This window comes from Bradyrhizobium sp. KB893862 SZCCT0404 (assembly GCF_018130885.1).
GTDB classification, from domain to species: Bacteria; Pseudomonadota; Alphaproteobacteria; order Rhizobiales; family Xanthobacteraceae; genus Bradyrhizobium; species Bradyrhizobium stylosanthis.
In genome coordinates this window covers 785,322-798,272 of record NZ_JAFCLT010000003.1, presented here as the reverse complement: position 1 = coordinate 798,272, position 12,951 = coordinate 785,322, and the positions used below count along the sequence as shown (strand labels likewise).

Here is a 12,951-nt window from a genome sequence, read left to right as displayed (position 1 = left end):
GACCAAACCAGTACTCGAAGGTCCGCCGGCGCCCCATCCTGAGCGGATGGAGCCACATCATGCAATCCAGTACGCCGTGGCTTCTCGTTTCAATCACAGGCGTCACGGAGTACTGGATCGTCCGCCTTCGCGGACGATGACACGGTCCGTGTGGTGAAACCTAAGCCGCCACCACCGCCGGGATCGGCAGCGCCGTCACCGACTTGATCTTCTCCATCGCGAAGCGCGAGGTGACGTTCTTCAGCGGCACGGCGCTGATCAGCTTCTTGTAGAAGATGTCATAGGCCTGCATGTCCGCGACCACGACGCGCAGCATGTAATCGACGTCGCCGGCCATGCGGTAGAACTCCATCACCTCGGGCATGGCGCTGACGGCTTCGGCGAATTTCTTGAGCCAGGCGTCGGAATGGTCGGAGCTTTCCACAGAGACGAACACGGAGATGCCGAGCCCGATCTTGTTCTGGTCGACCAGGGCGACCCGCTTCAGGATCACGCCATCGGCCTCCAGGCGCTGGATGCGCTTCCAGCACGGGGTCGACGACAGTCCGACGCGGTCGCCGATCTCGGCGACGGAGAGGGAGGCATCTTCCTGGAGTACCATCAGAATCTTGCGGTCGATGGCGTCGAGGCGGCGGCTGGTCTCGGGGATCTGGACGGCGACGTCGGTCATTTGAAGAACTTTGTTCCATTTCATGGGCTGATTTCCCTGATATAGAGAAAATCTTTCCACAGCAAGCCCATAATCTCGGCGCGGCAATGGAATCCCTCTAGGGCGTTCTTCGCAAAAGTCCATCAACTTCAATGCGTTGAGGGGCCGCCAAGCCGCCGCCATGGCGGGTACATTTCAGCGCTGCGGCGGCCGCGGCGAATCGCAGCGCCTCCCGCACCCCCTCGCCCTCGGCGAGGCGGAGCGTGAAGGCGCCGTGGAAGACATCGCCGGCGCCAAGCGTATCGACCGCCTGGATCGGAAAGGCCGCCGTCTCCTCCAGCGCCCCGGTGTCGTTCAGCCAGATCGTGCCTTGCGGGCCGCGTGTGGCGGCGAGGAAAGCTGGTGTCAGGGCGGCGAGGCGCTTCAGCGCCGCCCCGTCCTCAGCGATGCCGGCGGTCTCCTGCACCTGTTCGCTCGCGAACAGCAGGTGCGAGGCGGCGGTGAGCAGTTCGTCCTGCAACGACATCGCGCGGTCGACGCCGACGACGACGGGAATACCGCGCCGGCGCGCTTCGGTGCAGAGATCGATGCAGAAGGCGCCGCAGCGGCTCTCGATCAGAACCGCCTGGCAATCGGCGAGCAGCGCGTCGGCTTCGGGCAGCTTCACGGTCCAGAGCGCGGGATCGCGATAAATAGTCAGCGTCCGTTCGCCCGCTGCGTCGATGGTGATCGCAGAGACCGGCGTGGTCGCGTCCCGCATGCGCACGATATGGGTGGTGTCGATGCCCTCAGTGGCCATCCGCTCGAGAATGAAGCCGCTCGAGGTCTCGCGCGCATCGCCCATGGGACCTGCGAACGCGACGCGCCCGCCAAGCCGCGCCATCGCAATGGCGGCGTTGAGCGCATTGCCGCCGCAGATCTCGGCGAGATGCGTGGCGTTCGCCTTGCTGCCGCGCGCGGGCACGGCCTCGACCCGGAAGGTGAGATCGCGCACGGGAATGCCGATGCAGAGGATGCGCGGCGCGTTCGCGGATGGCGCCATCGGCGGTCAGCTCTTGTCGTGCACCCAGCGGCCGAGCAGATGATGGGCGATCGCGAAGGGATGCGGACCGGCAAGCCCGTCCGGATGCGTCCGCGTCAGCATCTTCGCCGCCTCCTCGCGGGAGAACCAGCGCGCGTCCTCGAGCTCGGAGTGATCGACGACGATGTCCTCGCTCACGGCCCGCGCGCTGCAGCCGATCATCAGCGACGACGGATAGGGCCAGGGCTGGGTCATGTAATACTGCACGTCGGTGCAGCGAATGCCGGATTCCTCGAGGATCTCGCGGCGCACCGCGTCCTCGATGGTTTCGGCGGCCTCGACGAAGCCGGCGAGGCACGAATACATGCCGGGCGGGAAGTGCTTCTGACGGCCGAGCAGGCACCTGTCGCCGGAGGCGACGTGCATGATCACGACAGGGTCCGTCCGCGGGAAATGCTCGGCCTTGCAAGCAGGGCACTCGCGCTTCCAGCCGCCTTCCTTCATGGCGCTACGCGCGCCGCAATTGGCGCAATAGCCGTGGCGCTGGTGCCAGCCGACCATCGACTTCGCCATCGCGATCGCCGAGAGCTCGTCGGGGTGGACCGCGCCCTGCATCGCCATGCCGCGCAGCTCGGTGACACTATAGTCCTCGCGGCCGATCAGCTTTTCGGCTGCGGCCTGCGGCATCCCCATGCCGAACACCGCGGCGCCGTCGCGCAGGCCCAGGAAGATCGTGCCGGGATTGGCGCCGCACTTCGTCGCTTCGTCGATCGAGAGCAGTGCGCGCACCTTGTCGCCCTCGCGCTTCACCAGCAGCGAGTCGCGGTAGACGACATAGGCGCGCGAGGAGGGCTTCTGCTCCATCGCGAACAGCTTTTCGTCGTCGCGGCGCAGATGCGCGGCGCGGTCGAGGACGTTGGTGACGAACGCCGGCTGCCCCAGCGGAAATGCGTCGAATGGTGACATTTTTGCTATTCTTTCAACCCAACCAGATTTTTCGGCGAAGCGCGCTGATGAAATTCTGAACCTCTGCGGCATCGTGTGCCAGAGGCGGCATCACGCCCCAGACCGGCCGCGGCCAGGCCGCATCACCGGTGCGCCGCGCGATGATGTGGACATGCAGCTGCGGCACGAGGTTGCCGAGCGCAGCGACATTGAGCTTGTCGCATTTGGTGATCTCCTTCAGCGCGCGCGAGACGCGGGAGATCTCGGTCATCAATTGCGCCTGCTGCACCTCGTCGAGATCGATGATCTCGACCGCATCCGCCCGCCGCGGCACCAGCAGCAGCCACGGATAATGCGCGTCCTTGATGACCAGCACCTTGGACAGCGGCAGATCGCCGATATCGATGGTGTCCTCTTTCAGGCGGGAGTGCAGCGACCAGGCGGGATCAGACATATGCGTTTCCGGACGGCCCGATCGGGAACGGGCTTGTTGGGCCGGACCATACGATACCGAGTTGGCGAGGGGAAGGTTGGGGCTCCCCTGCTTATGCATACTCGGTCGTCGTCCCCGCGAAGGCGGGGACCCATAACCACAGGCAATAGCTATTGCGCGAGCTGGCGGCTCCGAGTCCGCGCCAAACCTGATTCTGTAGTTATGGATTCCGGGCTCGCGCTGTGCGCGCCCCGGAATGACAGGTTAAGCCTCCGCCAGCACCCGCGCATTGGCGCGGACCGAGGCTTCGCTGACGCGGATGCCGAGGCCGGGGCCGTCGGGCACCACGACGTGACCGCCGCGGTTGGCGACGCGCTCTTCCAGCACGTCCTCGGTCAGCACGTGATGCGGCATGTAGAACTCGCAGCCGAGCGAGATGCCCGGTGTCGCCGCGATCAGCTGCGTGCCGGCGGCCAGACCAATGCCGCCTTCCCACAGCGTGCCGCCATAGCCGGGCAGGCCGGCGATGTCGGCGATCGCCATGATGGCCTGCGCCTCGAACAGGCCGCCGGCCTTCATCAGCTTGATCGAGACCGCATCGGCCGCCTCGCGGCGGACCACCTCCATCATGTCGCGGCGGTCGAAGCAGCTCTCGTCGGCGAGCACGGGCGTCTCCAGCGCGGCGGTGAGTTGCGCCATCACGTCGAGATATTTCCGCGGCACCGGCTGCTCGATGAAGGTCGGCGCGAACTCTTCGACATCGCGCAGGATCTTGATGGCGCCGAACGGCGCCAGCGCCTGGTTGTAGTCGACGCGCAGGTCGACCTTGTCGCCGAATTCTTTCCGGATCGCTTCGAGATGATCGAGGTCCTCGCGATGCGGTTTCACACCGGTCTTGACCTTGTAGATGACGTTGCCTTCAGGAACCATTTTCCGCATGCGCTCGAGATCGGCGGCAAAATCCGGATCGGCGATCGAGAAGGAGAGGGGAATCGTGTCGCGCACGCGGCCGCCCAGCAGGTCGGCGACCGAGAGCCCCGACGACTTGCCGACGATGTCGAGCAGCGCCATCTCGAGTCCGACCTTGGCCTCGGCATGGCCGACCAGCGCGCGGTCGAGCTCGGCCATCAGGGCGCGGATGCGGCGCACGGGTTTGCCGAGCACGATGGGCCGCAGATAGATGTCGAGCGCCGAGAACGCTGCCTCGGGCGTGCCGGTGAACACCTCCCACGGCGCCGCTTCGCCCCAGCCGACCACGCCGTCGCTCGACGTCAGCTCGATCAGGACGCGCTTTACCGTGCCCTTGACGTTTCCGACGCCCTGCAGGCGCGCCATCTTGATCGGGCTTTCGATCAGGAACAGCCTGATACGTGCGACGGTTGCTTCGGTCATGTCAGGCCTCCATTGACGTGCCAGACCTGGCCGGTGACGTAGGATGCTTTGGGGGATGCGAGGAACGCGATGATTTCGGCGACTTCCTCCGGCCGCCCGCGGCGGCGCATCGGGATCAGCGCTTCGGTCGCTGCGATCTGCTCGGGCGAGAGCCGGCTCTCGCTCGGCTTGTCCTTGACGATGAGGCCGGGCGACACCGCGTTGACGGTGATGCCGTCCTTCGCAAGCTCGACGGCGGTGAGGCGCACCAGCGCTTCCAGCGCCGAGCGGCTCGCGGCCGTCGCCGCGAAGGGCGCGAATTCCGGTCGGATCGCATGCGCGACGAAGGACGACACCGTCACGATCCGCGCATCGCGCCCGGCGCGCAGCAGCGGCAGGGCTGCGCCGACGAGCCGCGTGAAGGCGAGCGCCGATTCATCCATGGCCTTGCGGAACTCATCCGCCGGCGTGCCGATCGCACTGCCGCGGCGGGCGTGGCCGCCCACGAGAACCAATCCGTCGAGCCGGCCGAATGCCGATTGCGCAGCGGCGACGGCATCGCTGGCCGCAGCCTCTTCGGCGAGATCGCCGAGGCACTTTGCGACGACGGCGCCTTTCGCTTCGGTCTCCGCCGCGGTGGCGTCGAGGCCTTCGGCATTGGAGCGTGTGTGCAGCAACAGCGCGGTGCCGGGCGCCGCGAGCAGCTTTGCGGTGGCGCGGCCGATGCCGCTGGCGGCACCGGTGACGAGATAGGCGCGATCGATATTGGGCATCACGATGTTGCGTTGACCGGCGGCAGCGCGCCGGTGCGGTGGAAATGGCTGAGGAAGGCGCGCGTCGCGGCTTCCCTGGGATTGTCGATCACCTGCCGCGCCGGGCCTTCCTCGACGACGACACCGTCGCGCATGAAGATCAGGCGGTCGGCGACCTCGCGGGCGAACGCGATCTCGTGGGTCACGATCACCATGGTCATGCCTTCGGACGCGAGCTGCTGGATCACGTTCAGAACCTCGCCGACGAGCTCTGGATCGAGCGCGGAGGTGGCCTCGTCGAACAGCATGACGTCCGGCTCCATCGCCAGCGCGCGCGCGATCGCAACGCGCTGCTTCTGACCGCCCGAGAGCGTCGCCGGATATTGGTCGGCCTTCTCGGCAAGGCCCACCTTGGCGAGCTGCGCACGTGCGAGCTTTTCGGCATCGGCCTTGGCCATGCGGCGCACCGTGACCGGACCCTCCATCACGTTCTGGAGCGTCGTCATGTGCGGGAAGAGATTAAAGTGCTGGAACACCATTCCGGTGGTGGCGCGGAATTTTGCCAGCGACTTCACGTCGGGGAGCCTCGTCCCCTCGCCGAACGCAAAGCGCGTGTCGCCGACGCGGACGCTGCCGCCGTCTGGCACGACCAGCAGGTTGATGCAGCGGAGCAGCGTCGACTTGCCCGAGCCCGACGGGCCGATCAGCGCTACGACGCCGCCCTTGGCAACGTCGAGATTGATGTTCTTGAGGACCTCGTTGCTGCCAAAGCTCTTGCGAAGGCTGCGGATCTCGATCTTGGACGTGTCGCTCATTCGCTCACCGCCAGTCGCTTCTCGCCGCGGCGGACGATGATGGTCAGCGGGATCAGGATCGCCGCATAGGCGACCGCAACCGCGGTGTAGGTCTCCAGCGGCCGGTAGCTGTCATGGGCGGCGACCTGGCTCTGGTAGACGAGGTCGGGCACCGCCAGCACCGAGACCAGCGAAGTATTCTTGAACTGGATGATCGACTGGTTCATCAGCGCCGGGATCATGCGCTTGATCGCCTGCGGCAGCACGATGCGCCGCATGCTCTGGCCGGGCGTCATGCCGAGCGCGGCGCCGGCTTCGGACTGGCCCTTGTCGATCGAGATGATGCCGCCGCGGATGATCTCCGAATAGAACGAGCCGCCATAGAGCGACAGCGCCAGCGCGGAGGCCGTGATCGGCGTCATCTCGACGCCGGCGAGGATCGGCAGCGCGTAATAGAACCAGATCAGCTGCACCAGGATCGGCGTGCAGCGGAACGCCTCGATGAAGGTGAGGGCGACGAGCCGAAGCGGCTTGAAGCGCGACAGGCTGCCGAAGGCGCCGAACAGGCCGAAGACGAGGCCGAGCACGACGATGACCACGGTGAAGCCGACGGTGACGCCGAGCCCGTTGAGAAAGAGCCAGCGATAGCTCCAGAGGATGCCGAAGTCCCACTGATACATGCGTGTGTTAACTCGTCGTACGTCGTCCTGCGTCATTCCGGGGCGCCCGAAGGGCGAACCCGGAATCTCGAGATTCCGGGTTCGATGCGTCGCATCGCCCCGGAATGACGGTGTTGGTAGCTACAGCGACACGCCCGGCGGAATGTCCGCTTCCGTCACGCCCACCAGCTCCATGTTGGTGATGATGGCGTTGCGGATGAAGCCGAGGCCCTTGTTGAAGTCGATCCAGGTGTTGACGTAGTCGCGGAACGTCTTGTCGTTCTCGCGGCGGAAGCCGGCGTTTGACGTCGTCGCGAAGATCGGCGTCGGCAGCACGAACTGGCCGAGCGAGGGGTTCTTCTTCAGCACGGTGAGCGACAGCATGGTGATTAGGCACTGCGCGTCGACGCGGCCGGTCTGCAGCGCGGCGGTGGCATCGTCGGCGGTCTTCAGGCGCGAGATCTGCGCCTTCGGCGTCAGGCGGCTGACGACCTGGTCATGCGAGGAGCCCTGGTCCACGGCGATCTTGACGTCCGGCGAGTTCAGCTCGGCCCAGCTCTTCGGCTTGAAGTCCTTCTTGCAGAGGATGCCGAAGGCGTTGTTGAAGACCGGCACCGAGAAGTCGACCACCAGCGCGCGCTTCGGCGTCGGGTTGAGGCCGAAGAAGATGTCGATCTTGTTGGACTGCAGGTCGAGCACCGAATTGCCCCAGGTGGTCTCGGTGATCTCGAGCTCGGCCTCCATGTCGTCGGCGAGGCCCTTGGCGATGTCGATGTAGAAGCCCTTCCACTGGCCGGTGGAGAGGTCCTTCATGTAATAGGGGGCGCCGCCGCCGACTGCGCCGATCCGCATCTTCTTGGTCCGGCGGATGCGGGCGAAGGTCGATTCGTTCGGGTCGGCCGCGGTCTGGGCCACCGCCGGCGCAGCCAGCGCGGCTGCCGTCATGGCGCCAAGCCCGACAATCGATGCAACATCACGACGTGTAACCATTGGGATCAATCGCTTTTCTGGTTGGGTGGAGTTCCGTCAGCGTTCTTAGCAAGGTGGTGCCGGCAGAGAAAGCACAGCCTATCGGCTGGGCAGCTCCGGATTTGCCCGGATGCTGGGCAAGATCAAGCGGTTCTGGCCGATACCCGCTTGCTTTCCGCTCCCTTTGGCCCCAAATAGGGACCGGGAGATTGGCGGTGGACGAGCCACTCGCCAACCGGGTCAGGTCCGGAAGGAAGCAGCCCTAACGAGGTCCGGATCGGGTCGCTCGTCAGTCTCCTACCTGTTTTTCCGAGCGAATTGCGCCGGCGGGCTTCCCGCCAGCGCGCTCCTTTCCGCAAAAGCCGGCCGAGAGAGATTTCATTGCGGATCGACCGATGACCGACGCTGGCGCCCCTCCCAATCCTGACAGCGCCGGCCCGGCTGGCAATGCGCCTTACCGGGTTCTGGCGCGGAAATACCGCCCCTCCAGCTTCGACGACCTGATCGGCCAGGAGGCCGTGGTCCGCACCGTCTCCAATGCGTTCGAGACCGGCCGCATTCCGCAGGCCTGGATCCTCACCGGCGTCCGCGGCGTCGGCAAGACCACCACAGCGCGCATTCTGGCCCGGGCGCTCAACTACGAGATGCCGGACGGCTCGGTGAAGGGGCCGACCATCCACATGCCGACCCTCGGCGTGCACTGCCAGGCGATCATGGAAAGCCGGCACATGGACGTGCTGGAGATGGACGCGGCCTCGCACACCGGCGTCGACGACGTCCGCCAGATCAATGACAGCGTGCGCTATGCGCCGGCCAGCGCCCGCTACAAGGTCTACATCATCGACGAAGTCCACATGCTGTCGACGGCGGCGTTCAACGCCTTCCTGAAGACGCTGGAGGAGCCGCCGGAGCACGCCAAGTTCGTGTTCGCCACGACCGAGATCCGCAAGGTTCCGGTGACCGTGCTGTCGCGCTGCCAGCGCTTCGACCTGCGCCGCGTCGAGGCCGACGTGCTGATGAAGCACCTCGCCAGCATCGCCGCGAAGGAGAGCGTCGAGATCGAGCCGGAAGCGCTCGGCATCATCGCCCGCGCCGCCGAAGGCTCGGTGCGCGACTCCTTGTCGCTGCTCGACCAGGCCATCGCGCATGCGGCCGGCGCCGTGAAGGCCGACGCGGTCAGGCAGATGCTCGGCCTTGCCGACCGCACCCGCGTCATCGACCTGTTCGAGTCGCTGGCGCGCGGCGACATCGCGGCTGCCTTCAAGGAGTTCCGCGACCAGTACGATGTCGGCGCCGATCCGATCGTCGTGCTCTCGGACCTTGCCGAGTTCGTCAATTTCGTCACCCGCGTGAAGATCGTGCCGGCGACCGCCGACAACGTCGCCTATGGCGAGACCGAGCGCGTGCGTGCCAAGGATTTCGCGTCGAAGATCTCGATGCGCGTGCTGTCGCGGATGTGGCAGATGCTGCTCAAGGGCATCACCGAGGTGCAGGCCGCGACGCGGCCCGCGGCCGCGGCCGAGATGGTGCTGGTGCGCATCGCCTATGTCGCCGACCTGCCGACGCCGGACGAAGCGATCAAAATGCTGGAGCAGAACGGCGGCGGCTCGCCGGTCGTGAGCGGCGGCGGCGCTGCGCGCAGCAGCGCACCGGCCGCGCCCATGGCCTCCGCAGCGCCGGTTGCGTCCGTGGCGCCGGTTCGCATGCCGACATCGTCGCCATCGGCGTTCGGCGGCGCCGCCCGTCCGCAGATGGCTGCGCCCGCGCCGGATCCGCAAGGTGCCGCGCCCCAGCTCCGCATCACCAGCTTCACCCAGCTCGTCGCGGTTGCCAGCCAGAAGCGCGACGTCATGACCAAGGCCGCGCTGGAAGGCGACATGCGGCTCGTTCGTTTCGAGGAGGGCCGGCTCGAAATCGCGCTCGAGCCGAACGCCTCGAAGACCATGATTACCGAGCTCGCGCGAAAGTTCGAGATGTGGACCGGCCGGCGCTGGACCGTGATCGTCTCCAACGAGCAGGGCCAGCCGACGCTGCGCTCGGTGAACCAGGCCGCCAAGCAGGAACATGCCCGTACCGCCGAGGCCGATCCGCGCGTGCAGGAGGTGCTGTCGCGCTTCCCCGGATCGAAGGTCGTCGAGGTCCGCAGGCTTGCCCCCGAGGCGCCGGAATCCAATATTAACGCGGACTATGGCAGCGACGATCCGCCCGACGGTTCCGACGGCGACGATCTCTAGAGCATGATCCGGAGCCGCCGCGTAGCGCAAAGCGGTTTTCCGATGGGATCATGCCCAAAACAACAAGCCAAGGCGCGATGATGATTCATCGTGCCAACCAAGGACAGCACCGATGGTCGATATTTTCGGCATGATGAAGCAGGCGCAGCAGCTGCAATCCAAGATGCAGGAGATGCAGGATCAGCTCGCGAGCGTCGAGGTCGAGGGCGTCTCCGGGGGCGGTCTCGTCACCGTGCGCATGACCGCCAAGATGGACGTGAAGGGCATCAAGATCGATCCTTCGCTGATGAAGGCGGAGGAGCGCGAGGTGCTGGAAGACCTGCTGGTCACCGCGCTCGGCGATGCCCGCCGCAAGGCGGAGACGGCGGTGCAGGACAAGATGCAGTCGCTCACCGGCGGGCTCGGCCTGCCGCCGGGACTGTCAGGGTTGTTCGGCCAGTAATATGGGCGCTGTTGCAGGTCCCGAGATCGAGCGGCTGGTCCAGCTTCTCGCGCGGTTGCCGGGCCTTGGTCCGCGCTCCGCGCGGCGCGCGGCGCTGCACCTGATCAAGAAGCGTGAAGCGCTGATGATGCCGCTGTCCTCGGCGCTTCAGGTCGCGCTCGACAAGGTCCAGGTCTGCAAGACCTGCGGCAATATCGACACGCAAAATCCGTGCACGGTCTGCACCGATCCGAAGCGCGATCCCGCCATCATCGTCGTGGTCGCCGACGTCGCCGACCTCTGGGCGCTGGAGCGGGCCAATGCGACGCAAGGCCGCTACCATGTGCTGGGCGCGACATTGTCGCCGCTCGACGGTGTCGGACCGCAGGATCTCACCATCGACGCGCTTGTGGCGCGCGCGCATGCCGCCGAGGTGCACGAGATCATTCTTGCGCTGAATGCGACGGTCGACGGCCAGACCACGGCGCACTACATCACCGACCTGCTTCAGGACGCCAACGTAAAAGTAACCCGGCTGGCCCATGGTGTGCCGGTCGGCGGCGAGCTTGATTATCTCGATGAGGGTACGCTATCGGCCGCCATGCGGCAGCGGACACTCTTCTAGCCATCCAGACTTACGGAACGGACGACATGACGAAACTTTTCGCCACACGCCTGGCTTTGGCCGCGACGATGTTCGCGCTGGTGACGCCAGCCATCGCCGCGCAGCAGGACGACGGTGCGCCGCCGCCGTCGAAGCCCGGCAAGCCGATCAATGCCGGGGAAGTGCTCTCGGGCGAGCTGAATGCGATGAAGGTGCGCGACGTCAAGAACGCCGGCAAGCGGGTTGCGATGTACCAGATCACCTCCGAGCCGCGCCGCCTGCCGGCGCCGAACGGGCTGTGCAATCTCGAGACCGGTCCGGAAACCTTCCAGCTCGTCACCTCCAGCGACGCGCAGGCCGCGCAGCTGAAATCGTTCGTCGGCAAGGCGATCTCGGTCAAGGTGGACGAAGTCGCCTGCGCCAGCGATCCCGGCCAGATGAGCGAAGCCGTGATCACGAAGTGGAGCCTGATCAAGAAGCAGTAGGGCGGCGCCGCCGCCTCACGACGAACTGCCGTAGGGTGGGTTAGCCGAAGGCGTAACCCACCACTTCTGTATCCGCGGCAAGAGGCGTTGGTGGGTTACGCCGAGCAGATGCGCTTCGCGCATCTGCAGGGCTAACCCACCCTACGGCACCGTCACACCCGCACCGGCCCGAGCGCGTCAAAATGCCCGCGCTTCTGCAAGTAAGCCAGCAGGATCAGGCTCGGGATCGCCACCAGCACGCAGATCACGAAGAACGCCGGCCACCCGGTTGCGGCAGCCACGAAGCCCGCGCTCGATGACAGATACGTCCGCCCCACCGCGGCGAGCGCCGTGAGCAGCGCATATTGCGTCGCCGTGTGCAGCGGGTTCTGGCACAGCGCCGACAGATAGGCGACGAAGATCACGGTGCCGATGGCGCTGGTGAAATTCTCGGCGCAGATGGCGAGCGCCAGCGCCCATTGGTTGGTGCCGACAATTGCGAGCCATGAGAAGGACAGGTTGGCCAGCGCCTGCACCACGCCGCCGATCCAGAGCGAGGTCGCCAGCGGGTAGCGCCGCGCGACGAAACCGCCGGCGAAGCCGCCGATCAGCGTTGCGGCAAGGCCCACGCCCTTCACGATCGCCGCATAGTCGTTGCGGGTGAAGCCGAGGTCGATCACGAACGGCGCGGTCATGGTGCCGGAAAAGGCGTCGGTGAACTTGAACAGCACGACGAAGGCGAGCGCGGCGGCTGCATCCTTGCGCGACAGGAATTCCGAGAAGGCGCCGATCGCGGCATGCAGCACCCGCGCGAATGCGGTCTCGGTCTGTGTCGCGGCCTCGGCCCGCACCGACTGCTCGGGCTCGGTCGCGACCAGCGCGGTGATGGTGCCGATCAGCACCATCGCCGCCATCACCACATAGCCCCACATCCAGGCCGAGCTGCGCGCAATGCCGGCGTCCTCGAAGCCCGAGACGATGAACAGCGCGCCCGCGGTCGAGACCAGCATGCCGATGCGATAGGCGGCGACATAGGCTGCCATGCCGGCGGCCTGCTCGCTCTCCGGCAGGCTCTCGACGCGGAAGGCATCGACCACGATGTCCTGGGTGGAGGACGTCGTCGCCACCAGCAGCGCGCCGAGCGCGACGTAGAACGGCGACCGCGCGGGGTCGGTGAGCGCCAAGAGCACGATCGAGACGATCAGCAGCAACTGCGAGAACAGCAGCCAGCCGCGCCGCCGCCCGAAAGCGCGCGTGAACAGCGGCACATGCAGCGCATCCACCAGCGGTGCCCACAGGAATTTCAGCGTGTAGGGCGTGCCGACCAGCGCGAACAGCCCGATGGTCTTGAGATCGACGCCGGCTTCCCGCATCCACACCAGCAGCGTCGAGCCCGACAGCGCCAGCGGCAGCCCCGAGGAAAAGCCGAGGAACAGTACGATCAGCACCCGCGGCTGCAGGTAAACGGCCAGACTCTCGCGCCAGGAGGTCGCAGGAGCAGAAGTCGCGTCGGAGGAGGTCGCGTCGGGTGCGGTCATGGGGTGGTGTTAGCAGATTCTGGCCGCGATGCCTCGTCTCCCTCTCCCCGTTCTTACGGGGAGAGGGCGGGGTGAGGGGCCTCTCTCCACACATGCG

Annotated in this window: 14 protein-coding genes and 1 other RNA gene; 5 read left to right on the top strand and 10 right to left on the bottom strand. The window is 66.2% G+C overall.

Annotated elements, in window-relative coordinates; genetic code table 11:
• Nucleotides 1–160 precede the first annotated feature (160 nt).
• The 9 genes from JQ617_RS17810 to JQ617_RS17770 form a co-directional block, all read right to left on the bottom strand.
• Nucleotides 161–670 carry an Lrp/AsnC family transcriptional regulator gene (locus JQ617_RS17810; protein WP_063693182.1) on the bottom strand — a complete coding sequence of 170 codons (510 nt, stop codon included), beginning with the start codon at nt 668–670 and terminating at the stop codon, nt 161–163.
• A gap of 97 nt (nt 671–767) precedes the next feature.
• A complete protein-coding gene (locus JQ617_RS17805; RefSeq protein WP_212027418.1) occupies nt 768–1,691 on the bottom strand; it encodes a sugar kinase in 924 nt (307 codons plus the stop codon).
• A 6-nt stretch (nt 1,692–1,697) separates the two neighbouring features.
• Nucleotides 1,698–2,636: an NAD(+) diphosphatase gene (gene nudC / locus JQ617_RS17800; protein WP_212027417.1), complete on the bottom strand. Its 939-nt coding sequence runs from the start codon at nt 2,634–2,636 to the stop codon at nt 1,698–1,700.
• Between the two features lie 13 nt (nt 2,637–2,649).
• Nucleotides 2,650–3,069, bottom strand: coding sequence for an HIT domain-containing protein (locus JQ617_RS17795; RefSeq protein WP_063693187.1), 420 nt, complete (start codon nt 3,067–3,069; stop codon nt 2,650–2,652).
• Nucleotides 3,070–3,312: 243 nt separating this feature from the next.
• Nucleotides 3,313–4,440, bottom strand: coding sequence for a muconate cycloisomerase family protein (locus JQ617_RS17790; protein ID WP_212027416.1), 1,128 nt, complete (start codon nt 4,438–4,440; stop codon nt 3,313–3,315).
• A complete protein-coding gene (locus tag JQ617_RS17785) occupies nt 4,437–5,192 on the bottom strand; it encodes an SDR family NAD(P)-dependent oxidoreductase (protein WP_212027415.1) in 756 nt (251 codons plus the stop codon). Before JQ617_RS17785 ends, JQ617_RS17790 begins: the two co-directional genes overlap by 4 nt.
• The gene (locus JQ617_RS17780) at nt 5,192–5,986 is read right to left on the bottom strand and encodes an amino acid ABC transporter ATP-binding protein (protein ID WP_212027414.1); all 795 of its coding nucleotides are present in this window, start codon (nt 5,984–5,986) and stop codon (nt 5,192–5,194) included. The genes JQ617_RS17785 and JQ617_RS17780 overlap by 1 nt, the downstream gene beginning before the upstream one ends.
• The gene (locus tag JQ617_RS17775) at nt 5,983–6,645 is read right to left on the bottom strand and encodes an amino acid ABC transporter permease (RefSeq protein WP_212027413.1); all 663 of its coding nucleotides are present in this window, start codon (nt 6,643–6,645) and stop codon (nt 5,983–5,985) included. The genes JQ617_RS17780 and JQ617_RS17775 overlap by 4 nt, the downstream gene beginning before the upstream one ends.
• A gap of 120 nt (nt 6,646–6,765) precedes the next feature.
• Nucleotides 6,766–7,614 (bottom strand): transporter substrate-binding domain-containing protein, encoded by an 849-nt coding sequence (locus JQ617_RS17770; protein ID WP_212027412.1) that lies wholly within the window; start codon nt 7,612–7,614, stop codon nt 6,766–6,768.
• Nucleotides 7,615–7,797: 183 nt separating this feature from the next.
• On the opposite strand from JQ617_RS17770, the gene ffs reads away from it, so the two are divergent.
• The 5 genes from ffs (at nt 7,798) to JQ617_RS17745 (ending at nt 11,337) form a co-directional block, all read left to right on the top strand.
• Nucleotides 7,798–7,894: signal recognition particle sRNA small type (gene ffs, locus JQ617_RS17765), an RNA gene on the top strand.
• Between the two features lie 94 nt (nt 7,895–7,988).
• The gene (locus tag JQ617_RS17760; protein WP_212027411.1) at nt 7,989–9,827 is read left to right on the top strand and encodes a DNA polymerase III subunit gamma/tau; all 1,839 of its coding nucleotides are present in this window, start codon (nt 7,989–7,991) and stop codon (nt 9,825–9,827) included.
• A 112-nt stretch (nt 9,828–9,939) separates the two neighbouring features.
• The gene (locus JQ617_RS17755) at nt 9,940–10,269 is read left to right on the top strand and encodes a YbaB/EbfC family nucleoid-associated protein (RefSeq protein WP_063693207.1); all 330 of its coding nucleotides are present in this window, start codon (nt 9,940–9,942) and stop codon (nt 10,267–10,269) included.
• A gap of 1 nt (nt 10,270) precedes the next feature.
• Nucleotides 10,271–10,873 carry a recombination mediator RecR gene (gene recR, locus JQ617_RS17750; RefSeq protein WP_027561562.1) on the top strand — a complete coding sequence of 201 codons (603 nt, stop codon included), beginning with the start codon at nt 10,271–10,273 and terminating at the stop codon, nt 10,871–10,873.
• A 26-nt stretch (nt 10,874–10,899) separates the two neighbouring features.
• Nucleotides 10,900–11,337 (top strand): hypothetical protein, encoded by a 438-nt coding sequence (locus tag JQ617_RS17745; protein ID WP_212027410.1) that lies wholly within the window; start codon nt 10,900–10,902, stop codon nt 11,335–11,337.
• 152 nt (nt 11,338–11,489) lie between these two features.
• On the opposite strand, the gene JQ617_RS17740 is transcribed toward JQ617_RS17745, so the two are convergent.
• Nucleotides 11,490–12,854: an AmpG family muropeptide MFS transporter gene (locus tag JQ617_RS17740; RefSeq protein WP_212027409.1), complete on the bottom strand. Its 1,365-nt coding sequence runs from the start codon at nt 12,852–12,854 to the stop codon at nt 11,490–11,492.
• Nucleotides 12,855–12,951 lie beyond the last annotated feature (97 nt).